This is a genomic window from Frigoribacterium faeni, from assembly GCF_007988805.1.
GTDB lineage: Bacteria > Actinomycetota > Actinomycetes > Actinomycetales > Microbacteriaceae > Frigoribacterium > Frigoribacterium faeni.
Genome location: NZ_BJUV01000014.1, coordinates 1 through 25,107 on the forward strand (window position 1 = coordinate 1; position 25,107 = coordinate 25,107).

Consider the following 25,107-nt stretch of genomic DNA (forward strand, 5'->3'; position numbering starts at 1 on the left):
TCGCGGTGCGGTGGACGGAACGCGGTGCAGTGCGGCGGGTCGGGGCCGGACGCACGCAGGCGTCAGGCGTCAAGCGCCACGCGTCAGGCGAGCCCGAGGGTCGCGAGCGCGCCAGCGTGCCGCACGAGACCTGCCGCGACGGCGTCGGGATGCGCGGCGTACCAGTCGAGATGCGCCTCCCGGACCTGCTCGACCGGCACGACGGCCCCGTCGACGACCCAGTGGTCGGTCGCCTCGTCGCTCAGCCCGAACGCCTCGATCACGGCCGCCTCACGCGGCGCGTGCACCCGGTCGAGCAGAGGGCGCCCCGGGTCGACGACGTGCTCGGGCAGCCCGAGGACCGCCCGCACACGCCCCGCCGCCGCCGCGAAGACCGAGTTGCCGGGGTGGTTGAGCGTCCGCATCTGGTCGAACAACGGGCGCAGGAACAGGTCGGACAGCACCACCGTCTCGTTCGCGGCCTCGCGTCGGCGCAGCTGCTCGAGGGACTCGTCGGCCACCGCATGCACCGCCGCCACGTCGAGTCGGCCCGCGAGCCCGGTCGGCCCGACGGCGCGGCCGTCGAGACGGGCGGCGGCCTCGGCCAGCACGCGGAGGTCGTGGTACTCGACCACGGGCGGCACGAGCGATAGGTCGCTGGGCGGCCGGACGATCGCATGGGTCGGATACAGCCCGGCGACGCGCAGCACCGGCACCCGCACGAGGCGTCCCCCGGCCGGCAGCAGCGACGCCAGCTGAGCCGTGCCGAGCGGCATGCCGTGATAGTCCGCCCGGACGGGCTGCGAGACGAGCACCGCGGCGCGCTCGAGCCAGTACCGGAGGTAGGGCAGGTCGTCGACGGTCAGCTCGTGAACGGCCGGGATGCGGACCGTCGCCAGCGCAGGCCCGTCGAGCATCACGCGCAGGCTCTCGGCCTGGCAGTTGCCCACGACGACGGTCGCGTCCGCCTCGGGCCCGTCGGCGAGCGAGTAGAAGGCGCCGTAGTGGTGCGACCGGGCGTCCGCGTCGACCGGCGGCGCAGGGCGACCGGCCCGGCTCGGGACGGAGGACGAGGAGGCGCTCATCACCCCAGCATGGCCCGCCCGGCCCCGACGCGGTCAGCGCCCGTAGCTGAGCCGCCGCAGCGCCCATTCGGCCGGTCCGGCCCGGCCTGCGCGTTCGAGCAGCACCGCCACGACGACGGTGACCAGCCACACCGCGACGGCGATCAGGCCGATGCGGAGGGTGCCCGCGCCCTCGCCGAGACCGAGCGACCAGGGCTTGAGCAGCGCCACGAACAGCACCGACTGCAGCAGATAGCAGGTGAGCGACCGACGCCCGACGGCAGCGAGCGCACCGACGACCGCGGCACCGACCCCCGGTGCCGAGGAGGCGCGGGTCGACCGACCCGCCGACCACCAGCCCACGAGACCGAGGAACGCGAGGGCCCCCGCGATGCCCGTCGTGCCGTGCAGCATCCCGAGCAGGTAGAGCACGACCGGACCCGGCTGCCCGACCCCGACGGTCGCGAGCACGAGCGGCAGGGCGCCGACGATGCTGATCGGGAACCCGATGAGGGCCAGGCGGCGGAGCAACGGCAGGTGCGCGGCCGGATCCTCGAGCACACGTCGGCGCCCGAGCAGGGTCCCGACGGCGGCGATCGGCAGCAGCATCGCGACGGTGAACGGCGCCGTGACGGCGAGCCCGAGCAGGGCGATGACCCGCCAGAGCAGATCGCCGAGCACGGTGTCGGGGCCGATCGGCAGCCAGCTGGTGTCGCCCATCCCCCCGGCGAGCCCGTCGACGCCTGCGACCACCACGAAGACGACCAGCGTCGACCAGCCGATCACCCGGAACGTCCGGTCGCTCGCGGCGAAGAGACCCGCCAGGACGAGTCCGAGCGCCCCGTAGCTGAGCAGGATGTCGCCCTCGAAGAGCAGCACGATGTGCAGCGCGCCGAACACGATCAGCCAGAGGCTCCGCCGCAGCAGCAGCGCACGGGCGGCGTTCCTCGGCACGCCGCGCTCGGCCTGCCGCCGTATCAGCACCGTGAACCCGTAGGCGAAGAGCAGGGTGAAGAGCGGGAACGCGCGGTTGTCGACGAACGTGCCGACGATCACGTCGGCCACGCGGTCGCCCGTGGAGCCGTCGACGGGTCGGGCGAGCGGCCCGAGCACCCGATCGCCGATGTAGTACACCGAGTTCGCCAGCGCGATGCCGAGCAGGGCGATCCCGCGCAGCAGATCGGGGGCGATGAATCGCTCGGACGCCGCGACGGGGCCGCTGTACGCGACGGGTGCGTCGCGGACCGCGACGGCCGGGGCGATCGGAGGCCCGCCGACCGGACGAGCCGCGCCGGAAGGCGTCCCGTCCGAGGATGTCGGAGAGGGCAGGCGCGGGCCGGGCGGCGGAGCGGCCGGCGATCGGTCGTGGTCGTCTGGGCTCGTGGTCACGGACCCAGCCTGGCCGACGACCGGCGCCTCCCACCTCCGCCGAAGGAGGGAGATGGTGGAGTCGGCCTCCCCCCCTCCGGCTGGGGAGGAGAGGGGCTCGGGGGCCGGTCAGAGCTTGGCGGCCAGCTCCGGGTCGGTGGGCTCGACGAGATGGCTGCCGTCGGGGAACACCACGACGGGGATGTTCGTGCGGCCGCTGACGGCGTAGGCGCGATCGGCCCCGTCGGCGACGGCCTCGAGGTCGACGTAGTCGTACTCGACGCCCGTCGAGTCGAGCAGCGCCTTCGAACGACGGCAGTCGCGGCACCATTCGGCGCCGAACATGAGGATGCGGTCGGGGGCACTGTCAGACATGAGCAGGAGTGTAATCCTCGACCCCTGAGTCCCACCGGGACGGCCGAGGAGGCGCGGGTAACGTCCCCGACACACGGCGCTGCTAGACACGCCCCATGCTCGAGATCACCGGCGCCACGCGCATCGTCGTCGACGAGACGACCGAGACCACCGGCAGCCTCTTCGTCGACGGCGGGGTGATCGTCGACGGCTCGTCGGGGGTCGTCACCGAGACCGTCGACGCGAGCGGCTGCGTGGTCACCCCCGGCCTCGTCAACGCCCACCACCATCTGCTGCAGAGCGGATTCCGCACCCTGCCGGGCACGCGCGGCGTGCCGATGAAGGACTGGCTGCCGACGATGGCGGCGGCCTACGGCGCCGCGCGGATCGACCCCTCGCTCGTGTCGGCGACGACCGCCGTCGGGGTCGCGGAGGGCCTGCTCAGCGGGGTGACGACCGTCGCCGACCACCAGCTGAACTGGCCGTCGCCCGAGACCGCGACCACCGACGACACCGTGGCCGTCGCCCGCTCGATCGCCGACGCCGCCCGGGCCCTCGGGGGCCGCCTGGTGTTCGTTCGCGGCTCGGCGCGCGACGACCCGCAGTCCGCGGCCGCGTCGGCGGAGGCGATCGTGCGCGACCTGCTGACCCGCGCCTCCGGGGACATCCCGACCGGCGGGGTGACCGACGACGGCATGCTGCAGATCGCGGTCGGACCGGCCGGCGTGCACAGCGACTCGCGCGAGACCTTCCAGCTGCTCGGCGAGGTCGCCGCCCGCCACGGGCTGAGGAGGCGCACCCAGGCGAACGAGCAGGTCGACGTCGTGATCGCCCTCGAACGGTACGGGCGCCGACCGCTCGATCTGCTCGACGAGTGGGGCTGGCTCGCCCCCGACGTCACCGTGGCCCACCTCTGCGCCGTGGACGCGAGCGAGATCGCACGGCTGGTCGCCGCCGGCGTCACGGCCACCCACGCCCCGGGCTGCGACCTGCCGATGGGCTGGGGCATCGCGCCGGTGGCCGCGCTGCAGGCCGCCGGCGTCGTGGTCGGGCTCGGCACGAGCGGCGGCGGCAGCAACGACGCCGGTCACCTGCTCGCCGATGCGCGGCTCGCGATGCAGGTCGCTCCGCTGGTCGGGCCCGCCCTCTCGGCCCGGACGGTGCTCGGCATGGCGACGGCGGGCTCCGCGGCCGGCCTCGGGCGCTCCGAGCTCGGCCACCTGCGGCCCGGAGCCGCGGCCGACCTCTGCCTCTGGGACGTCTCGGGCGTCGCCGACGCCGGCGTGGCCGACCCCGTCGCGGGGCTGCTCTGGGCGTCGCCGGGACGCCGACCGCGTGACGTGTACGTCGCAGGCCGACCCGTGGTGCGCGAGGGGCGCCTCCTCGCCGCCGACGAGCGCGACCTCGTCGCCGCCCTCGCCGCCCGCCTCGCTCGCTGAACGCCGCGCCGCGCTGAACGCCGCGCCGCGCTGAACGCCGCGCCGCGCTACAGGTCGAGCACGAGCCTCGGGCACGCCGCCCGCGACACGCAGACGAACATCCGGTCGTTCGCGGCCTGCTCATCGGGCGTGAGGATCGAGTCGCGGTGGTCGACCTCGCCCTCGAGCACAGTGGTCTCGCAGGTGCCGCAGGTGCCCTCGCGGCAGCTCGACAGGACGAGCACGCCGGCCTCCTCGACGACGTCGAGCACCGACCGGTCCGGAGGCACGGTGACGGTCAGCCCCGACTCCGCCAGCTCGACCTCGAACGCCTCGTGCAGCACGGGCTCGCCCACCGCCTTGGGCTCGAACCGCTCGACGACGACCTGCCGCCCGGCACCGGCGACCTCGATCGCCTCCACCATGCGCTCGGGACCGCAGCAGTACGTCGTCGTGAACGCGGCCATGCCGGCGAACAGGCCGTCGAGGTCGAGCCGCCCGCCCTCGTCGCCGACGTGCAGCACGAGGCGGTCGCCGTGCAGCGCCGTCAGCTCGTCGAGCATCGCCATGGTCGAGCGCGAGCGCCCCGCGTAGTGCAGCACGTAGTCGACCCCGGCGTGCGCGGCGGCGCGGGCCATCGCCGAGATCGGGGTGATGCCGATGCCGCCCGCCACGAGCACGTAGGAGGTGCCGCGTCGGGGCTCGAACTCGAAGTGGTTGCGCGGCCCGGCGATCCGGACCGTGTCGCCGACGGCCAGGTGCTCGTGGAGCCAGGCCGAGCCTCCTCGTCCGTCCGGCTCGCGCAGCACGCCGATCCGCCAGGTACCGGCCACGGGGTCGCCGCAGAGCGAGTACTGCCGCACCTCGCCGCCGGGCAGGGCGACGTCGACGTGGGCGCCGGCCTCCCAGCCGGGCAGCGGCGAGCCGTCGGGCGCGGCGAGGTCGAAGAGGTCGACGGCGTCGGCGGCGCGCGTGCGACCGGTGACGACGAGGTCGAGGGCGGTCTCGGACAGGCGGGTCGGGGCGGTCACACGGGCTCCGGTCTCTGTTTGACGACGAACAGGCGGTAGCCGCCGTCGTCCACGGCGTTCCAGCGGTGCGGGGTGCCGCCGACGTAGTAGAGCGAGTCGCCCGTCTCGAGCAGCCGAGTGCCCTCGGGCCTCAGGTCGACCTGCAGACGGCCGGCCAGCACGTGGACGAACTCGTCCTCCGCGTGCCGGAAGAACTCGCCGGGATCGCGGTTGTAGCCGGTCATCTCCATCGGATGGAACGGCCGGTCGCCGTGGGTCAGGAGGCGCGCGGACGCCTGCCCGTAGCTGCCCGTCGAGCCGTCGTCGGCCGACACGAAGACGACCCCCGGCTGGTCGTCCGAGCGCCGCCCGTCGACCGGGGCGAGCAGCTCGACCTGGCTCGACCCGAGCGCTCGGGCGATCTTCTCGAGCGAGACCATGCTCGGCCGGGTGAGGCCGCGCTCGAGCTGGCTGAGGAACGGGTGCGACAGCCGCGCCTCGCCGGCGAGCTGGACGAGGGTCAGCCCGCGAGCGCGACGGAGGGCGCGGATGCGGCCGCCGACGGCCAGCGCCTGCTGGTCGACGGGAGCGTCGAGGGACGTGACGGGGGCCTCCTGGGTCGGGTGGTCAGACGAGTGTCTATCACGGGGTCCGGTGCGGGATCCGAGCAATTTACACGGCGAAACGGTCGCGTCATCTGTCGGAAACGAGCCGTCCTTAGATTGACCCATGTTGACGCCATCAACATTCTGCGCGCAACCCGACACACCCGCCCGACCCGCTCCGAGCCTCCGATCACCCGATCGACGCGACCGAGCGGCACCCCCGATCCCGATCCGGAGGCTCCGCCGTGACCCGACTCCCCCGCCAGCTCTCGCTGCTGCGGAACGCCGCGCTGCCCGACGGCTCGACGGTCGACGTGCGGATCGAGGGCGACACCGTCGCGGCGGTGCTCCCCGCGGGCACGGCGCCGGCGGCCCCCGGGTCCGAGACGCTCGACCTCGCCGGCCACGTGCTGCTCACGGCGCCGGCCGAGCCGCACGCGCACCTCGACAAGGCCCTCTCGTGGGACGCCATCCGACCGCCGATGGGCGACCTCGAGCTCGCGATCGCCTCGTGGCGGGTCTACGCCGCGACGATGACCGTCGACGACATCGCCGACCGCGCCCGCCGCCAGCTGCTCGCCATGCTCGCGCAGGGCACGACGGCCGTCCGCACCCACGTCGACGTGCTGCTCGGCGGCGACGCCACGCGGGGCGCCGAGGCGCTCGTCCGGGTGCGCGACGAGCTGCGCGACCTGATCGACGTCGAGATCGTCGCGCTCGCCTCGCAGGACTCCCCCGACTCCGACGTCGAGGCGGTGCTCGATCTGGGCGTCGACCTCATAGGAGGCGCACCCCACCTCTCGAGGGACCCGCAGGGCGACCTGCACCGCCTCCTCGACCTGGCCGAGCGCCGCGGCGTCGGCGTCGACCTGCACACCGACGAGAGCCTCGACGGCGCCGTGACCCTCGACGCCTTCGCCCGCCGGGTCGTCGACTGGACCACGACGGTGTCCGCCGGGCACTGCAGCCGGCTCGGCTCGATGCCCGTCGAGCAGCGGGACGAGGTCATCGCGGCCGTGCGCGCCGCCGACATCGGCATCATCGCGAACCCCATCACGAACCTCTACCTGCAGGGCTGGGACCGCCCCGTCTCCACTCCCCGCGGCCTCACCGCCCTGCGCCCGCTGCTCGACGCCGGCGTCCGCCTCGCGGCCGGCGCGGACAACGTCCGCGACCCGTTCAACCCCCTGGGCCGCAGCGACGCGCTCGAGACGGCGATGCTGCTCGTCACCGCCGGGCACCTCACCATCGACGAGGCCTACGCGGCGGTGAGCGACAGCGCGCGGTCGGTCATGGGCCTGCCGCAGGCCGGAGCCGTGGTCGGGGCGCGAGCCGAGTTCCTGGCGATCCGCGCCTCCTCGCTGGCCGACGTCGTCGCGAGCGCGTCGCCCGACCGCTTCGCCGTGCACGCCGGGCGCCTCGTCGCCGCGAGCCGCGTCACCCGCGAGGTCGCCGACCCCGCGCCCACCGCCGCCGAGCACGCCCTGACCCTCACAGAGACCAGGTGACCCGACCATGACCACCACCACACCGACCATCGCTCCCCCGACGGCCACGCGCACCGACACCCTGCTCGACTTCCGCGACGTCGCCATGCGGTTCGCCAACGGCACGGTCGCGCTCCGCGACGTCGACCTCACCGTCGACCGCGGCGAGTTCGTCACCGTCGTCGGCCCCTCCGGCTGCGGCAAGTCGACGCTGCTGCGCATCGCCTCCGGTCTCGAGCGCGCCTCGGAGGGCGTCGCCGAGGTCGACACCGACCGGATCGGCTACGTGTTCCAGGACGCCACGCTCCTGCCCTGGCGCACGGTGCGCGACAACGTCGAGCTGCTCGCCGAGCTCAACGGCGCGTCGAAGGCGGTCCGCCGGGCCGCCGCGCAGGAGTCGATCGATCTGGTCGGCCTCTCCGGCTTCGAGTCGAACCTGCCGAAGGAGCTGTCGGGCGGCATGCGGATGCGCGCCTCGCTCGCCCGGTCGCTGACCCTCGACCCCGAGCTGTTCCTCTTCGACGAGCCGTTCGGCGCCCTCGACGAGATCACCCGCGAGCGCCTCAACGACGAGCTGCTGCGGCTGTTCGTCGAGAAGCGCTTCGCCGGCCTGTTCATCACCCACTCCGTGTCGGAGGCCGTGTACCTCTCGACGCGGGTGATCGTCATGTCGGGGCGGCCCGGGCGCATCGTCGGCGAGTTCGACGTGCCGTTCCCGATGCCCCGCGACCCCGAGATCCGCTTCACCGCCGAGTTCGCCGAACTGGTCGGCGAGGTCAGCCACGCACTCCGAGAAGGGCACAACTGATGGCCGTCGACACCCGCGTCTCGTCCGCCGAGCCCGCCGTCACGACGGCCACCCGCCTCTCGGGGCCCAAGCCGCCCCGGCGCGCGACGTCGCCCCGCGCCGAGCGCGTCCGCAACATCGTGCTGCCGATCGTCGTGTTCTTCGTCCTGATCGGCGTCGGCTACGGCATCGCCTCCTACTACGACCAGGTGCGGGGACTGCCGTTCCTCGTGCCGTACCCGCACCTCGTCGTGAACGCGCTGCTGTTCGACGCGGACTTCCGCCCCGACCTGCTCGAGGCGCTGGGCAACACGACCCTCATCGCCGTCATCGGGCTCGCGATCGCCATCGTGATCGGCATGGCCTGGGCCGTGCTCATGGTGCAGGCCACCTGGATCGAGAGCGCGCTGTTCCCCTACGCGGTGGTGCTGCAGTGCATCCCGATCCTCGCCCTCGTCCCCCTCATCGGGTCGCTCTTCGGCTACGAGATGCCGTCGCGCATCATCGTGACGGTCATGTTCGCGCTGTTCCCGATGGTCTCGAACACGCTCTTCGGCCTGCAGTCGGTCGACAAGGGCCAGCGCGAGCTCTTCCAGCTGCAGGGCGCCTCGCGGCTGACCCTGCTGACGAAGCTCCGGTTCCCGGCGGCCCTGCCGTCGATCTTCATCGGGCTGCGCAACTCGGCCGGCCTGTCGGTGATCGGCGCCATCGTCGCCGACCAGTTCTTCCAGCGCGGCAACGGCGGACTCGGCGTCCTCATCTCGGTGATGAACCAGCGCCTCAACGGCGCCGAGATGTTCGCCGCGATCGTCGTCGCCAGCGTGCTCGGCGTGCTCGTCTTCGTCGCGTTCGGCTGGCTCCGCCGCGCCGCGATCGGCAAGTGGTACAGCGCCAACTGACCCCGTCCCTCCCTGGCGCCGCCGGCCCCGCCGACCCGTGCCTCCCTCCGCTCACCCTCCGCACCACGGCACCGCCCTGCTCCACAGCACCGCACCGTCCCACCGCACACGCCCGGCTCCATCCCCTGCTCCACCCTCGACAGGAGAACCCATGCCCCGTCCCTCCCGCACCCTCACGGCTCTCGGCATCGTCGTCGTGACCGCCGCCGCCCTCTCGGCCTGCTCGGGCGGCTCGACCGACGACGCCGCGCCCCAGGCGGCGGCCAGCGGCTCGGCCGTCGACCTCTCGGGCGTCTGCCCGGCGACGGTCGTCATCCAGACCGACTGGAACCCCGAGGCCGAGCACGGCCACGCGTACCAGCTGCTCGGCGACGACTACACCGTCGACGCCGACCAGAAGTCGGTCACCAGCGACCTCGTCGTCGGCGGCGAGCCGACCGGCGTCAAGGTCGAGATCCGCGCCGGCGGCCCGGCGATCGGCTTCAACACGGTGCCGTCGCAGATGTACCAGGACGACGAGATCACGATGGGCTACGTCACGACCGACGTCGCCGTGCAGAACTCGGCCGACCTGCCCACCACCGCCGTCTTCGCCGAGAACGACATCTCGCCGCAGATGATCATGTGGGACCCGGAGACCTACCCCGACGTCAGCACCATCGAGGAGCTCGGCACCGAGCTCGAGGCCGACGGCGGCGTGGTCCGCTACTTCGGCGGCGCCGCGTACATGGACTACCTGGTCGGCAACGGGATCCTCCCCGAGTCGGTCACCGACGGCAGCTACGACGGCACCCCCGCGAAGTTCGTCGTCGCGCAGGGCAAGGACGCGCAGCAGGGCTTCGCCACCGCCGAGCCGTTCGTCTACGAGAACCAGGTCTCGGCCTGGGGCAAGCCGCTCGACTACCAGCTGATCAACGACACCGGCTACCCGATCTACCCCGAGGCGATGTCGGTCCGCACCGGCGACCTCGAGGAGCTCACCCCCTGCCTCGAGAAGCTCGTGCCCGTGCTGCAGCAGGCCGACGTCGACTACTTCGCCTCGCCCGACGCGACGAACGAGAAGATCGTCGACCTGGTCGACCAGTACGACACCGGCTGGGTCTACGACGAGGACGTGGCCGCCTACGCCGTCGACAAGATGAAGGAGCTGAAGATCGCGACCGACGGCGACAACGGCTACGTCGGCGACATGGACGAGGAGCGCATGCAGACGATCATCGACCTCGACACCGAGATCTTCGAGAAGCAGGGCTCGACCCTCAAGGAGGGCCTGGTGCCCTCCGACCTCTACACGAACGAGTTCTTGGACGACACGATCAGCCTCGGCTTCTGATCACCCGGGGGCCCGGTGCGAGCCGGGCCCCCTCCCCTTCTTCAGACAGGACGCACCATGAACGACATCCGGCCCCCGGCCTCCCCGGAGGCGCTGGTCGCCCTCGAGGGCGAGCTCCGCACCCTGCTCGGCGAGCGCGGCGTCTCGGTCGAGCTCGCCGCCCGCGAGAAGGCGTCGCTCGACGGCTCACGGCTCTCGCCCGTGATCAGCGAGCAGCTGCCCCTCGGTCTCGCCGACCTGGTCGCCTACCCGGCGACCGCCGAGCAGATCGCCGAGGTCGTGGCGGCGGCCGTCCGGCACGGCGTGCCGATCACCCCGCGCGGCAAGGGCACCGGCAACTACGGTCAGGCGATCCCGATGTCGGGCGGGCTGGTGCTCGACATGACGCGGGCCAAGGCGATCGTCGAGGTCGGCGACGGCTTCATCACCGCCGAGGCGGGCGCGACCATGGTCGCGCTCGAGCAGGCCGCCAACAAGGCGGGTCAGCAGATCCTGATGTACCCGTCGACCGCGCAGTCGTCGCTCGGCGGGTTCCTGTCGGGCGGGTCGGGCGGCACCGGCTCGATCAAGCACGGCTCGAACAGCTCGGGCTTCGTCACGGCGCTCGACGTCGTGCACGCCTCCCCCGACGCGCGGCTCGTGCACGTCGAGGGCGACGACGCGCAGCCCTACGTCCACAACTACGGCACGGCCGGCATCATCGCCCGCGCCACCGTCCGCCTCGAGCCGCTGCAGGACTGGCGCGGCTTCTTCGCCAGCTTCGACACGTTCGAGCAGGCGCTGAGCCTGATCCGCCCGTTCGCCGCCCTCGAGCCCACGCCCCGACTGGTCAGCGCCGACCTGCCGACCCTGGCCGACGCCCTGCCCGCCGACCCCGGCATCCCCGCCGGACGGGTGAGCCTGCGCGCCATCCTCGACGTCGCCACGGTCGCCGAGGCGACCCGGCAGGTCGAGGAGGCGGGAGGCCGCGTCGAGGACGTCCGCGAGGGCGCCCAGACCTCGATGAAGATCAGCATGATGTCGTACAACCACCCGATCGAGTGGCTGCAGAAGGCCTACCCCGACCGGTACTTCCACGTCGAGGTCTCGGGCGACGCCCTGGTCGACCGCATCGACGAGGTGCACGCCGTCTACGAGGGCGGGATGCTGCACATCGAGTCGCAGCACGGTCGCCCGATCGGGATGCTGGCCGGCGTCTACACGACCGCCGACGACGTCTACGCGGGCTTCGCGAAGCTCAAGGACCTCGGCGTCGGGTACCACAACCCGCACCAGTGGTTCGTCGACTTCGAGCCCGCCCGCACCCGCGAGCTCGCGGCCGGCACCGACCCCGATGGGCTGCTCAACCCGGGCAAGCTCGTCGACCCGACGACCGTCGGCGGTCCGGACACCGGGGTGAAGGGCGGGCACGCCGCGCCCACCGGACGCATCGGCATCGACACGGGGGTGAAGGTCTCGTGAGCGGCGGGGACGACACGACCCGCGCCTCATCGGCTCCCGGTCGCCGCTCGCGCGACCTGATCGAGCTGAGCGGCCCGGCCGCGGCCGCCGCGCTGAACGAGGACAGCATCCTCGTGCTGCCGACCGGCGCCATCGAGCACCACGGCCCGCACCTCCCGCTCGCCACCGACTGGCTCATGGCCGACCTGATCGGCCGGGCCGTCGTCGAGGAGGCGGCGGCCGCCGGTCAGGACGTCTGGCTGCTGCCCTCGCTCGCCTACTCGAAGTCGGACGAGCACCACTGGGCGCCGGGCACGATGTGGCTGAACGCCGAGACGCTGCTGCAGACCGTCGTCGACATCGGCCGCTCGATCGCCGCGACCCCGGCCCGGACGGTCGTCTTCTACAACGGGCACGGCGGCAACATCGCCCTGCTGCAGGTGGCCCTGCGCGAGCTGCGTCGCCGCTTCGGGCTGCGCACCTTCCTGATGGGCACCGGCATGGCCCCGGGAGACGGCGTCAACGGACCCGACGAGCACGGCTTCGGCGTGCACGGCGGTCACAGCGAGACGTCGATGATCCTGCACCTGCGCCCCGACCTGGTCGACATGAGCCAGGCGGCCCGGTGGATCCCCGACCACATGATCGACCTCGAGCACGTGAGGTTCAACGGCGGACCGGTGCACTTCGGCTGGCTGAGCGACGACTTCGGCCCGGCCGGCGTCGTCGGCGACGCGAGCGGGGCGAACGCCGAGTGGGGCGCGACGCTCTACGAGACGGCGCTGCGCAAGGGCGTCGACGCGCTGGCCGAGATCGCGCGATTCCGGCACCGGCCGCCGTCGGGGCCGGTGGGGTTCGGGGCGTGAACCCGAGCGCGGGGTCGGGTCCGGTCGCGGTCGCGGGGTCGCCCGGCGCCGCGCCCGGCACCTCGCCTGGGCCCGTCCCCGCTCCCGTCCCCGACGACGCCTGGGCCTTGCTCACTGACTGGCTGCCCGCGGACGACGACCCCGACCGGCCGCAGATCACCCTGTCGACGGTCGACCCCGACGGCGGGCCCGACGCCCGCACCGTGCTGCTGAGCTCGTTCGACCGCGACGGCTTCGCGTTCCACACCGACGCGGCGAGCCGCAAGGCGGCGCAGCTCGAGGCGGACCCCCGCGTGGCGGTCACGGTGCTCTGGCCCGGCTTCACCCGGCAGATCGTCGTGCGCGGCGTCGCGGCCAGGGCCGACGACGACCGCATCGCCCGCGCCTACCGGGCCCGCTCGCCGTACCTGCAGCAGCTCGCCTGGCTCAACTCGCACGACTTCGCCGCGCTGCCGCTCGACGAGCGCCGGGCGCGCTGGGCCGCGTTCGAGCGGGAGCACCCCGACGGCTTCGAGCAGCCGACCGGATGGACCGGTTTCGTCGTCCGCCCGACCCGCCTGACCTTCTGGACCAGCGCCCCCGACACGGCCAGCCGCCGCCGCGAGTGGTCGCTCGGGCCGGACGGCTGGGCGCACGCGTACCGCGCGGGCTGAGCGACCGGTGCGCGAGCGACCGTCCGGTCGTGGCCGCCCCGGGGACGAGACGTGCCCGCCGATGACGACCCGCGCCTCCTCGGCTGAAAGAATCGGACGACCCGTGCCGTGACGAAAGGACCCCCGTGAAGAAGTTCCGTGCCGACCAGGCGCGCATGCACCTGATCATGATGCTCGCGCTGACGTTCACGACCGGCATCATCGACGCCGTCGGCTACCTCGGCCTCGACCGCGTGTTCACGGCCAACATGACCGGCAACGTGGTGATCCTCGGCATGGCGATCGCGCAGGCCGACGGGCTGCCGATCGTGGGGCCCATCGTCGCGCTCGTGGCGTTCATGATCGGGGCCGCGCTCGGCGGGGCCCTGCTGCGCTCGGCGCGCACGGGCTGGTCGGGTCGCAGCACGATCGCGTTCTCGGTGACCGGCACGGTGCTGCTCGGCCTCGGGGTGTCGTGCTTCGTCGTGCTCCCGGTCGAGGGGTCGCCGTGGGCGTTCACGATCACCGGGCTGCTGGGGGCGGCGATGGGGCTGCAGGCCGCGGCGGCCCGCAAGCTCGCGGTGGCCGACGTCACCACGGTGGTCGTGACGTCGACGATCGTCGGGCTCGCGTCCGAGTCGAAGATCGCCGGGGGCACGGGCAAGAACTTCCCGCGGCGGGTGCTCGCCGTGCTGATGATCCTCGTCGGCGCGGGCGTCGGGGCGCTGCTGCTGCAGGTGCACATCGGCGTCGGCATGGGCACGGCGGGCGGCCTGACGCTGCTCGTCGCCTTGGCGGGGCACCTGCTGCGGATGCGGCGGAAGGAGCTCGAGGCGGCAGCGGCCGCCGAGGCTGCCGGCGCGTCGTCGGACGAGGAGGCGCGGGTCGCCTCGACCACGGAGGGCACCCGTGCCTGAGACCTCCCCGACCCCGTTCGACCTCGTGCTGCGCGCCGAGCGCACCCTCGTCGAGGGCGTCTGGCGCCCCGCGGCGGTGGGCGTGCGCGACGGCGTCGTCGCCGCGATCGGCGCACTCGACGCGCCCTTCGCCACGACCGGGCTCGACGCCGACCGCACGCTGCCCGCCGACCAGGTGCTGCTGCCGGGCATGGTGGACACCCACGTGCACGTGAACGAGCCCGGCCGCACCGAGTGGGAGGGCTTCGCCTCGGCGACCCGCGCCGCGGCGGCCGGCGGTGTGACGACGATCGTCGACATGCCGCTGAACAGCATCCCGCCGACGGTGACCGTCGAGGCCCTCGAGCTGAAGCGCGCCGCCGCCGCGGCGCAGTCCGTGGTCGACGTCGGCTTCTGGGGCGGGGTGATCCCCTCGAACCTCGGCACGGGCGACCTGCGGGCCCTGCACGAGGCGGGCGTGTTCGGCTTCAAGGCGTTCCTGTCGCCGTCGGGCGTGGACGAGTTCCCGCACCTGTCGACCGAGCAGCTGTTCGCCGCCCTGCGCGAGCTGACGGCCTTCGACGGCCTGCTGATCGTGCACGCGGAGGACCCCGGGCAGCTCGACGCCGCGGCGGCCTCGCTGGAGGTCACGGCAGGAGGCGCGGTGTACGACGACTTCGTCCGGTCGCGCCCCGAGGCGGTCGAGCAGACCGCGATCGAGCACGTGATCGACGCGCTGCGCGAGACCGGCGGGCGCGCTCACGTGCTGCACCTGTCGTCGGCGTCGGCGCTGGCGGCGATCCGGGCGGCGAAGGCCGAGGGCCTGCGGCTGACGGTCGAGACCTGCCCGCACTACCTCACCTTCGACGCCGAGTCGATCGGCGACGGCGAGACGCAGTACAAGTGCTGCCCGCCGATCCGGGACGAGCGCAACCGCGAGCTGCTCTGGGAGGCGCTGGTCGACGGGACGGTCGACATCGTCGCCTCGGACCACTCCCCCTCGACGGCGGCGCTGAAGTTCGCGGGCGACGGGTCGTTCGACCTCGCCTGGGGCGGGATCGCCGGACTCGAGGTGAGCTTCCGCGCCGTGTGGACGGGGGCGCGGGCGCGGGGTATCGCGCTCGAGACGGTCGTCGGGTGGATGTCGTCGGGGACGGCGGCGCTCGTCGGGCTCGGTGCGACCGGTTCTGCCGGGGCCGCTGCGCCAGGGTCTGCTGCGCCGGGGTCCGCCGGGCGGGCGCCGAAGGGGTCGATCGCCGTCGGGGGTGCGGCCGACCTGGTCGCGTTCGCGCCCGAGACGCCGTTCACGGTCGACGCGTCGACGCTCCGGCACCGCAACCCGGTGTCGGCGTTCGACGGCGCGTCGCTGATGGGCGCGGTCGCGGGGACCTGGGTGGCAGGCGTCCTCGTGGACTCCGACGCGCCTCCTGCCCGGCTGCTGCGCCGGGTCTGAGGCCCGCCGCGGCCGACCGTCACGACGGACGCGGCGTGACATCGGTCATGGATGGCGGTGACGTCACGACACTTCCGGCGCGGTGGGATCCGCGGTCTGCTGGGGGACGGCCTCGGGACTCCGAGGTGCCGTCCCCGAGATGAGGAATCGATGCGCCGACCCCTGAAGATCGCACTGTGGACGGTGGGCGTCCTCGTGGCGGTCCCTGTCCTGACCCTGGCGACCACGTCGATCGTGAACGTCGTGGCGACGAGGTCCGATCTCGCCGCGATCACGCCCTACGGCGAACTCGTGCCGGTGGACGGCAAGGAGATGAACGTCGTCGTCAGCGGCACCGGCGACGAGACGATCGTCCTCCTGCCGGGTCTCGGCACCGCCGCGCCCGGCCTCGACTTCCAGCCGCTGATCGACGAGCTCGACGACACCCGTCGGGTGGTCGCGGTCGAGCCGTTCGGCACCGGGCTCAGCGACCAGGCCGACACCCCGCGGACCGCCGCGAACATCGTCGGCGAGGTGCACGAGGCGCTGCAGCAGCTCGGCGTCGATCGCTACGCGCTCATGGGGCACTCGATCGCCGGCGTCTACGCCCTTGAGTACAGCGAGCGGTACGCGGACGAGCTCACCGCGTTCGTCGGCATCGACAGCAGCGTGCCCGACCAGCCCGGCTGGGACACCCCGGTGGCGACCGACGGGCTCGCACAGCTGCGCGACCTCGGTCTGCTCCGGGTGGCGTCCGCCCTCGGTGGCGACGCGTACGAGGGGCTGCCGTACGACGAGGCCGCGAAGGACCAGATGCGCCGACTCACGACGAAGAACGCGACCGCCCCGACCCTGCTGGACGAGATGGACCACGTGACGGCCAACTTCGCGTCGGTCAGCGGGGAGACCTTCCCGGCGACCCTGCCGGTGCTGCTCGTCGTCGCCGAGGACGATGCGGACGTCGAGGGCTGGCTCCGGCTGCACGAGGAGCAGGCGGCGAGCGTCGAGGAGGGGCGGGTCGTCGCCCTCGACGGCGATCACTACCTGCACCACACCCGATCGCCCGAGATCGCGGATGCCACCGACGGGTTCCTGGAGTCCGTCGCGGCGCGCTGAGCCCGTGCCTGCCGGGAGGCGCGTGTCCCGCCGGGTCGGCGGGGCGACTCCTCGACGATCAGGCCGCGCCCACCGCCGCACGGAGCTCGCAGCTGAAGTCATGCCGTCCGTGCGGCACGTCGACGACCGTTCCGTCCGGCAACGACACCTCGCCGGTCGTCCCCACCGGCAGAGCGACCGTCAACCGGAGCACTCCCCCGTCGACCCGCCACTCCGACGAGACCTCGCCGTACGGGGAGATGTGACGACCCGACGCGTGAGTCAGACCGCCGCCGGGGCGAGGAGCGAAGCGGACGCGCCGCCACCCGGCCGCCGCCGGAGCGAGCCCGGCGACGGTCGAGTGCAGCCAGTCGGCCACGGCGCCGAGGGCGTAGTGGTTGAAGCTCGTCATCTCGCCGGGGTTCACGGTGCCGTCGGGCAGCATGCTGTCCCACCGCTCCCAGATGGTCGTGCCGCCCATGTCGACGGTGTAGAGCCACGACGGACAGGAGCGCTCGAGCACCATGTCGTACGCGCGGTCGACGTGCCCCGTGCGGGTCAGCGCGGGGGCGACGACGGGCGTTCCCGCGAAGCCCGTGGCGATGCGATTGCCGGCCTCGGCGACGAGCTCGGCCAGGCGGTCGCCCCCGGCCTGCGCCTCCTCCCCGCCGACGAGCCCGAACTCGAGAGCGAGCCCGTAGGCGGTCTGGGCGTCGCTCGTCGTCCGACCGTGGCCGTCGGTGTAACGGCCGACGAACGCCTCGCGCACCTCGTCGGCGATCGAGCCGTATCGGGCGGCGTCGTCGTGCCTCCCGAGCACGCCGGCCGTCTCCGCCAGGTGCCGCGTCGACCAGTACAGGTAGGCGGTGGCGACGAGGTGGCGGTCGGTCAACGCGTCGGCCGGGTCGTCCGGCGGGGCCGCCGGGTCGAGCCAGTCGCCGAGCTGGAAGCCCTCGTCCCAGATCCGGTCCTCTCCGGCTCGCGACAGGATGAGGTCGACCCAGGCCTTCGCGGAACCCCACTGCCGGGCCAGCACGCCGGCGTCGCCGAAACGCTCCCAGAGGGTCCAGGGCGTGAGCACGGCCGCGTCGCCCCAGACCGCGCCCGGCTCGATCGGCTCCCACGACGGGCCGCCGGGGATCCGCGGCACGAACCACGGCACGGTGCCGTCGGGCAGCTGGTCGATCGCGAGGTCCTGCAGCCAGGAGCCGAGCATCCCCGAGCAGTCGAACAGGAAGGAGGCGGTGGGCGCGAACACCTGGATGTCACCCGTCCAGCCCAGACGCTCGTCGCGCTGCGGGCAGTCGGTGGGGATGTCGACGAAGTTCCCCCGGGTGCTCCAGAGGACGTTCTCGTGCAGGCGGTTCAGGCCCGGATCGGAGCTCGTGAACCACCCGGTCCGCTCCATGTCGGTGTGCAGCACGCGGGCCACGACGGCGGAGGGGTCGAACTCTCCCGGCCAGCCCGTGATCTCGGCGTAGCGGAAGCCGTGGACGGTGAAGCGCGGCTCCCAGGTGGTCGGTCCGTCGCCGCGGAGGATCACGACGTCCTCCGCCGCGGCCAGACGGAGGGTGCGCCGGTAGAGCTCGCCGTCCTGGAGCACCTCGGCGTGGTGCAGCGTGATCTCGTGGCCGGTGTCGCCGTCGACCGTGATGCGCAGGCGTCCGACGAGGTTCTGACCGAAGTCGAGCACGACGGTGCCGCGCGGTGTCGTCCGGTGGGCGACCGGCGCGACCTCCTCGGTGCAGCGCACCGGCGGCTGCTCGGGTGCGACGAGGGTGCTCGGGTCGCGCTCCGCCAGGGCGACGGGGGTCCAGCCGTCGTCGTCGGCGCCCGCGATCGACCAGCCGTCGCCGTCGAGCCGCAGGTCGTGACGTTCGCCGTCGTAGAGCCCGCTGAACGCGATGGGGCTGGGCTGCGCCTCCCACCGGTCGTCCGTGGCGACGACCACGCGCCTCCCGTCGGCGAGTTCGACCTCGAGCTGGGCGAGGAACGAGAGGTCGGTGCCGTAGAGGTCGTGGTATCCGCCGTTGAAGCCGAGGCGGCCGCGGTACCAGCCGTCGCCGAGCCACGCGCCCACGACATTGTCGCCGGCGACCAGGAGCTCGGTGACGTCGTAGGTGCGGTAACGCAGACGGGCGTCGTACGAGGTCCAGCCCGGCGAGAGCTCGTCGTCGCCGACCCGCACGCCGTTCACCTCGGCCTCGAAGACGCCGTGAGCCGTGGCGTAGAGACGAGCGGAGACGACGGGCGCGTCGAGCCGGAAGCCGCGGCGCACGCGGGAGGGGCGGCGGTCGGTGCCGGGCTCCTCGGCCCAGGCGCCGCCGACGGGCCGGGCCTGCCAGTCCGAGGCGAGCAGGAGGCCCGTCTCGACGGGCTCCGGGCGGCTCCACGGCGAGACCGACCCGTCGAGTCCCGTCACCCGGACGCGCACCTCGACGCGCTCCCGCGAGCCGAGGTCGGCGAAGGGCCAGTCGACCAGCACCTGGTCGGTCGTGTCGAGCACGACCGTCTCGGTCGCTCCCGACGCGGTGTCGAGGGCGATCTCGGCGGACGCCTGCCGCCAGCCGGAGGGACCGGCGAGCCGCCAGGAGAGGCGGGGTCGCGGGGTGCCGAGGCCCAGGGCCTCGCCGCCGTGCTCGATCCGGAGATCGGTGACTGCAATGCTCATGGTCAGCCCTTGACCGCGCCGGCGGTCAGCCCCTTCTGCACTTGCTTGTTCAGGAACAGGTAGATGACGAGGATCGCGACGACGTTGAGGCAGATCGCGGCGAAGAGCGGTCCGTACTGCACCGAGCCGAACTGGCCGGTGAAGTTGAGCAGGCCGACCTGCAGCGTGCGGAGCGAGCCGGAGTTCGTGAAGGTCAAGGCGATGAGCAGGTCGTTCCACAGCATGAAGAACTGCACGAGACCGACCGTGAAGAGGGCGTTGCGCACCATCGGGAGGCCGACGAGGAAGAACGACCGGATCAGACCGGCGCCGTCGAGGGTGGCGGCCTCGAAGATCTCCCGCGGGACGGCCCGGAAGAACGTGGCCATCAGGAACACGGCCAGCGGAAGGCTCGTCGCCGTGTAGGTGATGAGCAGGGGCCAGAGCGTGCCGGTCAGGCCGAGGCGGAAGTAGGCGGCGAACAGCGGCAGCAGGATCATCTGCGTCGGCACCATGATGCCGGCGAGGAACGTGATGAGGATCGCGCCGCGGCCCTTCCAGACGAGCACCTCGAGGGCGAAGCCCGCCATGGAGCCGAACAGCAGCACGAGCAGCAGCGACGGGAAGACCGTCAGGATCGAGTTCGACGCGTACTGGGCGAAGTTCCCCTGGGTCCACGCGAAGACGTAGTTGTCGAGGTTCCACTGCTGGGGCAGCGCCCAGACGGGCTGCTCGAGGAACTCGGTCTGCGTCTTGAACGAGCCGAGCAGCATCCAGACGAGGGGGCCGACGACGATGACGAGGAGGAGCGCGACGAGGGCGCCGCTGACGATCTGCCCGAGGCGTCGCCGGGGTGCGGGACGACGCCGCGGCGTCGGGCGGCGGGCGGCGGCGGTCGGGACGGGGACGGTGGTGTCGACGGAGGTCATCGGTCAGTCCTTCGTGAGGTCGCGTCGGTTCGCGCGGAAGATGAAGACGGTCACGAGCAACGACACGACCGTGAGGAGGAACGCGACGGTGCTGCCGTAGCCGTACTGCCCGAAGCGGAACGACGTGTCGAACATGTAGATCGTCAGCGGGCTCGTCGACGTGCCGGGGCCGCCGTTCGTGAGGGCGAGGATGCTGTCGAAGACCTTGAGCGTGCCGTTGACGGAGAAGATCAGCGACGAGATCAGCACGGGCAGCGAGAGCGGCAGCACGATGCGTCGGACCAGGCCGAAGCCGGAGGCGCCGTCGATGCGGGCCGACTCGAAGACCTCCTCGGGGATGTCGAGCAGTCCGGCGTAGAGGAGCACGCCGTAGAAGCCCATCGACCGCCAGACGTCCATGATGATGATCACCAGGAACGCGGTGCCGCCGTCGCCGAACCAGTCGACGGACGACAGCCCGATGGCCTCGAGGGCGGTGTTGACGAGGCCGTTCCGGGGTGCGATGGCGAACATCTGCTGGAACAGCAGGGCCACGGCGACGGTCGGCAGGACGACCGGGAAGAACACGAGGGTGCGGACGGCGCTCGACCACTTCCGGAGCACGAAGACGTAGAGGAGCGAGAGCAGGTAGCCGAAGCCGACCTGCAGGATCGTCATGAGCACGGCGTACCGGACGGTCAGCAGCAGCGCGTCGCGCACCCGGGTGTCGGTCAGGAGGCGCTGGTAGTTCTCGAGCCCCGAGAAGGTGAACCCGGTGATCGCGTTGCCGCTGGTGAGGGTGTAGCCGAACGAGACGATGATCGGGACGAGCATCACGACGGAGTAGATGAGCAGCGCCGGCCCGATGAGGATCAGGGTCGCGCGCCGGTCGCCGAGCAGGGGGTTCATGAGGGGCCTTCGGTGCGAGCGGGAGGTCGGGTCGGGGTCGCGACGGGGCGGGGACGCGCTCGGCGTGCCCCGCTCCCGTCGCGGGAGGCGCTAGCCCAGGTCGCCCTGGACGAGCGTCATGAACTCCTCGGCCGTGATGGCGCCGGTGACGAGCTGCGCGGCGTTCTGCTGCGAGGTGGTCGTCGCCTGCGTGCTGAAGTAGGCCTCGAACCACGGGATCGTCGTGTCGGTCTCCGAGATGCGGTCACGCACCTCCGTCGTCAGGGCGTTGCTCGAGGCGTCGCCCGAGACCGTGAAGCCGGAGATGCGGCTGCTGTCCTCCAAAGCGACCTGGCCGTAGTTCTCGGCGATGCAGGCGACCCACGCCTTGCTGTCGTCGTTCAGCGCGCTCGGGTTGATCGTGAAGGGCAGACCGACGTTGGCCACGAGCTCGCTGCTGTCGCCCTCGCCGCCCTCGACGTCGGGGAACGGCAGGTAGCCGATGGCGTCCTCGCCGATCCGGTTCGCCGTGTCGTCGGCGAAGTTGCTCAGCACCCAGCTGCCCATGTAGAGCATGGGCGAGCTGCCGTTGAGGAACTCGTTGATCGAGGTGTCGTAGTCGATCGAGCCGACGCCCTCGCCGAAGTAGCCCTCCGCGCCGAGGTCGGCGACCTGCTGGGCCGCGGCCACGTACTCGGGGTCGGTCAGCGAGGCGTCGCCGTCGGCCACCGCCTGGAGGGCGTCGGCGCCGAGCTCGCGCTCGATGAGGTTGCCGACGAGGCGGGTGAGGGGCCAGCCCTGCTCGCCGCTGGCGGCGAAGGGGGTCAGCCCGGCGTCCTGGAAGGTCGCGGCCGCGGCGACGACGTCGTCCCAGCTCTCGGGCACGTCCACGCCGTTCTCGGCGAACTGGTCCTTGTTGTACCAGATGCCCTCGATGTTGTACTCGGTCGGCAGCACGAGGAACTCGCCGTCGTAGAGCGACTCGACGGTCGACCGCGCGGCCGGCTCGATCGAGTCGGCCACCCCGAGCTCGTCGAAGAGCTCGTCGAAGTGCGCGACGAAGCCGGCGTCGTCGAGCTGCTGGACGAGCTCGTTGGTGTCGACGGCGTACATGACGGGCAGGCCGCCCTGGCCGGCGAGGAGCTGGACCTGCTGATTGAGGTTCGTCTGCGGGACGGTCTCGACCTTGAGCGGCATGGCCTCGTTCTCGGTGGCGCAGGCGCCGTCGGCGAGAGTCTGAAGCGTTGCAGGGACGACCTCGTTCTCGACGTTGCCGAGGACGGTGAACTCGGTGGCAGCCTGACCCGATCCCCCACCCGAGCACGCGGTGAGAGCGGCGATGGTCAGGCCGGCGACGGTGAAGGCGGCAACACGGCGAGCGGTGCGGGGCATCATTCCTCCTTGAATGGTGGGCGCCTCAGAAAAGTTGAAGCGCTTCATAATCAACTGACCGGACCGGGCTTGTCAATACCCGTTCGAGGCCGATCGCGAGCTAAGCTCGGCGCCACGATGACCACCTCGACTCCCTCCTCGCACCGACGACCGCCCGTGATGGCCGACGTCGCACGGCTGGCGGGCGTCTCGCTGGGGACGGTCTCGAACGTCGTCAACGCCCCGGACCGGGTCAAGCCGGCGACGCGGCGGAAGGTCGAGGACGCCATCGCCTCCCTCGGGTTCACGCCGAACACCTCGGCGCGCACCCTGGCCGCCGGGCGCGGCACGCTCGTCGGGTTCGTCGCGGTCGACCTGGGCAACTCGTACTTCCTCGACATCGCGCGCGGCGTCGAGCGCGAAGCCGACCTCGGTCAGCAGTCGGTCCTGCTGGGCAACTCCGACGTGGATCTCGACAAGCAGACCGGCTACCTCAAGCTCTTCGAGCAGGCGCAGGCCGCGGGGATCGTGCTGGCCCCGTTCGACGGCCCGATGGACGAGGCGCGGCGCCTGCGTCAGCGCGGCCTGCGTGTGGTCAACGTGAACTGGCCGGGCGAGCCGGACGAGAGCTGCGGGGTGGTGGTGGACGAGGTGCGGGGCGGTCGCCTGGCCGCGCAGCACCTCCTCGACCAGGGACGTCGGGAACTCGTCTTCGTCGGCGGTCCGCTCGATCTGACCGCCGTGCGGCACAGGTTCGAGGGCGCGTCGGCGGCGGCCCGCGAGGCCGGGGTGCCTCTGCAGCTGGTCACGACGGCGGCGCTGACCGTGCGGGCCGGGCTCGCCGTCGGGAGCGACCTCCTGGCGCAGGACGCCGCGGCTCGGCCGGACGGCATCGTCGCCGCCTCGGACGCCCTGGCGTCGGGGATCGTCCAGTCGCTGCTGCTCGGCGGCGTGCGCATCCCCGACGACGTCTCGATCACCGGCTACGACGACAACCACTTCGCTCAGGGCACGACGCTCCCGCTGACGACGGTCGGTCAGCCCGGCGTCGAGATGGGCGGCCAGGCCATGCGTCTGCTCCGCGACGAGCTCGACAACCCGGCCACCCACCGCCACGAGACGGTCGTGCTGCCGCCCCGCCTCATCGTGCGCGGCAGCTCGCTGCAGCGGCCGGGCGAGGGATCGTGAGGATCGTGAGGATCGCCCGTCCCACCGCCGGGAGATCCGCCTCGTCGTGGGCGACGCCGTCGTGCCCGGCGGGAGCATCCGCGCGGAGACATCCGCCGCGTGCTCACCGGCTGCGGCGCCGAGCTCGACCACACTGAACGCATGCCCCTCGCTGCCGGTCACCGACTCGTCGACGGCCCTCCCCCGGTGGAGGACTACCTCCGCCTCCGACGCGACTGCGGACTCTCACCCAAGACCGCCGATCAGGCGACGGCCGCCATCGCCGGCTCGTGGACCTTCCGACACGTTCTCGACGCTGAAGGCGACGTCGTCGGGATGGGCCGAGTCGTCGGAGACGGCGGGTGGTACTTCCTCATCGCCGACATGGCCGTCCTCCCCGCCCACCAAGGCAGAGGGATCGGGAGCGCCGTGCTCGACGCCCTCCTCGACCACATCCGAGCCTGCGCCCCCGCCGGGGCCTACGTGACGTTGACGGCCGATCCACCCGGCACGCGGCTCTACGAGTCCCGCGGCTTCACCGACGTCGCGCCCGACCGGACCGGCATGCACCACGTCATGCCGTCGGAAGCAGACCGCTGAGCGCTCGAGCGGTGCGCGGTCGCGCCGTGCGTGGTCGCGCGGTGCGTGGTCGACGACTCAGGTGAAGAGCGCGCGGAGCGCTCGATTCACGCAGAGAAACGACTCGTGGCCTGAGTTGCCGACGGTGCGCCTCCGCAGGCGCGGCAGGCACGGCGCACGTGGCACATGGCTCGTGGCGGCGGGACGCGCTTCGCGGCAGCTCGGTCGGCAAGTCAGGCTCAGCACGCTCCGGACGCGCGGATCGCGGCGAAACGGGCCCTTGAGCCTGAGTCGCCGACAGGGCACCTCCCGATGCGCGACAGGCACAGCACGCGCGGCACGTGGCGGCGGGACGCGCTTCTCGGCAGCCCGGTCGGCAAGTCAGGCTGAGCACGCTTTGGGCGCGCGAATCTCGGCGAAACATGCCCGATGGCCTGAGTCGCCGACAGGGCGCCTCCGCAGGCGCGGCAGGCGTGGCAGGCACGGCGCGCGTGGCACGTGGCAGCGGCCCGCGCTTCGCGGCAGCCCGGTCGGCAAATCAGGCTGAGCACGCTCCGGACGCGCGAATCACGGCGAAACGGGCCCTTGAGCCTGAGTCGCCGACAGGGCGCCTCCGCGTGCGCGGCAGGCACGGCGCACGTGGCACGTGGCGGCGGGACGCGCTTCGCGGCAGCCCGGTCGGCAAATCAGGCTGAGCACGCTCCGGACGCGCGAATCACGGCGAAACAGGCCCGATGGCCTGAGTTGCCGACAGGGCGCCTCCGCAGGCGCGGCAGGCACGGCACGCGCGGCACGTGGCGGCGGGACGCGCTTCGCGGCAGCTCGGTCGGCGGGCCGGTCGGCAAATCAGGCTGAGCGCGCCCGGGGCGCGCGAAGCGC

General features: G+C 72.6%; 22 protein-coding genes. 13 read left to right on the top strand and 9 right to left on the bottom strand.

Annotation, left to right across the window (positions count from 1 at the left end):
- Positions 1-83 precede the first annotated feature (83 nt).
- From FFA01_RS08125 to FFA01_RS08135, 3 genes are all read right to left on the bottom strand, one after another.
- Entirely contained in the window at positions 84-1,064 is a 981-nt protein-coding gene (locus FFA01_RS08125) for a WcbI family polysaccharide biosynthesis putative acetyltransferase (RefSeq protein WP_146854834.1), read from the bottom strand.
- Between the two features lie 33 nt (positions 1,065-1,097).
- Entirely contained in the window at positions 1,098-2,432 is a 1,335-nt protein-coding gene (locus FFA01_RS08130) for a DUF418 domain-containing protein (RefSeq protein WP_244289759.1), read from the bottom strand.
- A gap of 108 nt (positions 2,433-2,540) precedes the next feature.
- Entirely contained in the window at positions 2,541-2,786 is a 246-nt protein-coding gene (locus FFA01_RS08135; RefSeq protein WP_146854836.1) for a glutaredoxin family protein, read from the bottom strand.
- A 95-nt stretch (positions 2,787-2,881) separates the two neighbouring features.
- Here FFA01_RS08135 and FFA01_RS08140 point away from each other — a divergent pair, with 95 nt between their 5' ends.
- Complete coding sequence (locus tag FFA01_RS08140; RefSeq protein ID WP_146854838.1) at positions 2,882-4,204, top strand: amidohydrolase family protein; 1,323 nt, start codon at positions 2,882-2,884, stop codon at positions 4,202-4,204.
- A 47-nt stretch (positions 4,205-4,251) separates the two neighbouring features.
- Here the strand turns inward: FFA01_RS08140 and FFA01_RS08145 are convergent, their stop codons facing one another.
- Complete coding sequence (locus FFA01_RS08145) at positions 4,252-5,214, bottom strand: PDR/VanB family oxidoreductase (RefSeq protein WP_244289760.1); 963 nt, start codon at positions 5,212-5,214, stop codon at positions 4,252-4,254.
- Positions 5,211-5,864 carry a helix-turn-helix transcriptional regulator gene (locus FFA01_RS08150; protein ID WP_244289761.1) on the bottom strand — a complete coding sequence of 218 codons (654 nt, stop codon included), beginning with the start codon at positions 5,862-5,864 and terminating at the stop codon, positions 5,211-5,213. Before FFA01_RS08150 ends, FFA01_RS08145 begins: the two co-directional genes overlap by 4 nt.
- Positions 5,865-6,043: 179 nt before the next feature.
- Here FFA01_RS08150 and FFA01_RS08155 point away from each other — a divergent pair, with 179 nt between their 5' ends.
- From FFA01_RS08155 to FFA01_RS08200, 10 genes are all read left to right on the top strand, one after another.
- A complete protein-coding gene (locus FFA01_RS08155; RefSeq protein WP_146854842.1) occupies positions 6,044-7,306 on the top strand; it encodes an amidohydrolase family protein in 1,263 nt (420 codons plus the stop codon).
- Positions 7,307-7,313: 7 nt separating this feature from the next.
- Complete coding sequence (locus FFA01_RS08160; protein ID WP_146854844.1) at positions 7,314-8,093, top strand: ABC transporter ATP-binding protein; 780 nt, start codon at positions 7,314-7,316, stop codon at positions 8,091-8,093.
- Positions 8,093-8,971 (top strand): ABC transporter permease, encoded by an 879-nt coding sequence (locus FFA01_RS08165; protein ID WP_146854846.1) that lies wholly within the window; start codon positions 8,093-8,095, stop codon positions 8,969-8,971. The genes FFA01_RS08160 and FFA01_RS08165 overlap by 1 nt, the downstream gene beginning before the upstream one ends.
- Positions 8,972-9,122: 151 nt before the next feature.
- Positions 9,123-10,304 carry an ABC transporter substrate-binding protein gene (locus FFA01_RS08170; RefSeq protein WP_146854848.1) on the top strand — a complete coding sequence of 394 codons (1,182 nt, stop codon included), beginning with the start codon at positions 9,123-9,125 and terminating at the stop codon, positions 10,302-10,304.
- Positions 10,305-10,361: 57 nt separating this feature from the next.
- On the top strand, positions 10,362-11,765 hold the full coding sequence (locus tag FFA01_RS08175) for an FAD-binding oxidoreductase (RefSeq protein ID WP_146854851.1): 1,404 nt from the start codon (positions 10,362-10,364) through the stop codon (positions 11,763-11,765).
- A complete protein-coding gene (locus tag FFA01_RS08180) occupies positions 11,762-12,610 on the top strand; it encodes a creatininase family protein (RefSeq protein ID WP_146854853.1) in 849 nt (282 codons plus the stop codon). Before FFA01_RS08175 ends, FFA01_RS08180 begins: the two co-directional genes overlap by 4 nt.
- Positions 12,607-13,263: a pyridoxine/pyridoxamine 5'-phosphate oxidase gene (locus FFA01_RS08185; RefSeq protein ID WP_167627318.1), complete on the top strand. Its 657-nt coding sequence runs from the start codon at positions 12,607-12,609 to the stop codon at positions 13,261-13,263. The genes FFA01_RS08180 and FFA01_RS08185 overlap by 4 nt, the downstream gene beginning before the upstream one ends.
- Before the next feature lie 125 nt (positions 13,264-13,388).
- Entirely contained in the window at positions 13,389-14,159 is a 771-nt protein-coding gene (locus tag FFA01_RS08190) for a YoaK family protein (protein WP_244289762.1), read from the top strand.
- Complete coding sequence (gene allB / locus FFA01_RS08195) at positions 14,152-15,591, top strand: allantoinase AllB (protein WP_146854857.1); 1,440 nt, start codon at positions 14,152-14,154, stop codon at positions 15,589-15,591. Before FFA01_RS08190 ends, allB begins: the two co-directional genes overlap by 8 nt.
- A gap of 150 nt (positions 15,592-15,741) precedes the next feature.
- Complete coding sequence (locus FFA01_RS08200) at positions 15,742-16,686, top strand: alpha/beta fold hydrolase (protein WP_146854859.1); 945 nt, start codon at positions 15,742-15,744, stop codon at positions 16,684-16,686.
- 58 nt (positions 16,687-16,744) lie between these two features.
- Here FFA01_RS08200 and FFA01_RS08205 read toward each other — a convergent pair whose 3' ends face one another.
- From FFA01_RS08205 to FFA01_RS08220, 4 genes are all read right to left on the bottom strand, one after another.
- On the bottom strand, positions 16,745-19,336 hold the full coding sequence (locus FFA01_RS08205; protein WP_146854861.1) for a family 78 glycoside hydrolase catalytic domain: 2,592 nt from the start codon (positions 19,334-19,336) through the stop codon (positions 16,745-16,747).
- A 2-nt stretch (positions 19,337-19,338) separates the two neighbouring features.
- Positions 19,339-20,244, bottom strand: a complete 906-nt coding sequence (locus tag FFA01_RS08210) for a carbohydrate ABC transporter permease (protein ID WP_146854863.1) — start codon at positions 20,242-20,244, stop codon at positions 19,339-19,341.
- Positions 20,245-20,247: 3 nt separating this feature from the next.
- Positions 20,248-21,132 (bottom strand): carbohydrate ABC transporter permease, encoded by an 885-nt coding sequence (locus tag FFA01_RS08215; protein WP_146854865.1) that lies wholly within the window; start codon positions 21,130-21,132, stop codon positions 20,248-20,250.
- 90 nt (positions 21,133-21,222) lie between these two features.
- Complete coding sequence (locus FFA01_RS08220) at positions 21,223-22,503, bottom strand: ABC transporter substrate-binding protein (protein WP_244289763.1); 1,281 nt, start codon at positions 22,501-22,503, stop codon at positions 21,223-21,225.
- A 117-nt stretch (positions 22,504-22,620) separates the two neighbouring features.
- Here FFA01_RS08220 and FFA01_RS08225 point away from each other — a divergent pair, with 117 nt between their 5' ends.
- Both FFA01_RS08225 and FFA01_RS08230 read left to right on the top strand, forming a co-directional pair.
- A complete protein-coding gene (locus FFA01_RS08225; protein WP_146854869.1) occupies positions 22,621-23,670 on the top strand; it encodes a LacI family DNA-binding transcriptional regulator in 1,050 nt (349 codons plus the stop codon).
- 141 nt (positions 23,671-23,811) lie between these two features.
- Entirely contained in the window at positions 23,812-24,249 is a 438-nt protein-coding gene (locus tag FFA01_RS08230) for a GNAT family N-acetyltransferase (RefSeq protein ID WP_146854871.1), read from the top strand.
- Positions 24,250-25,107 lie beyond the last annotated feature (858 nt).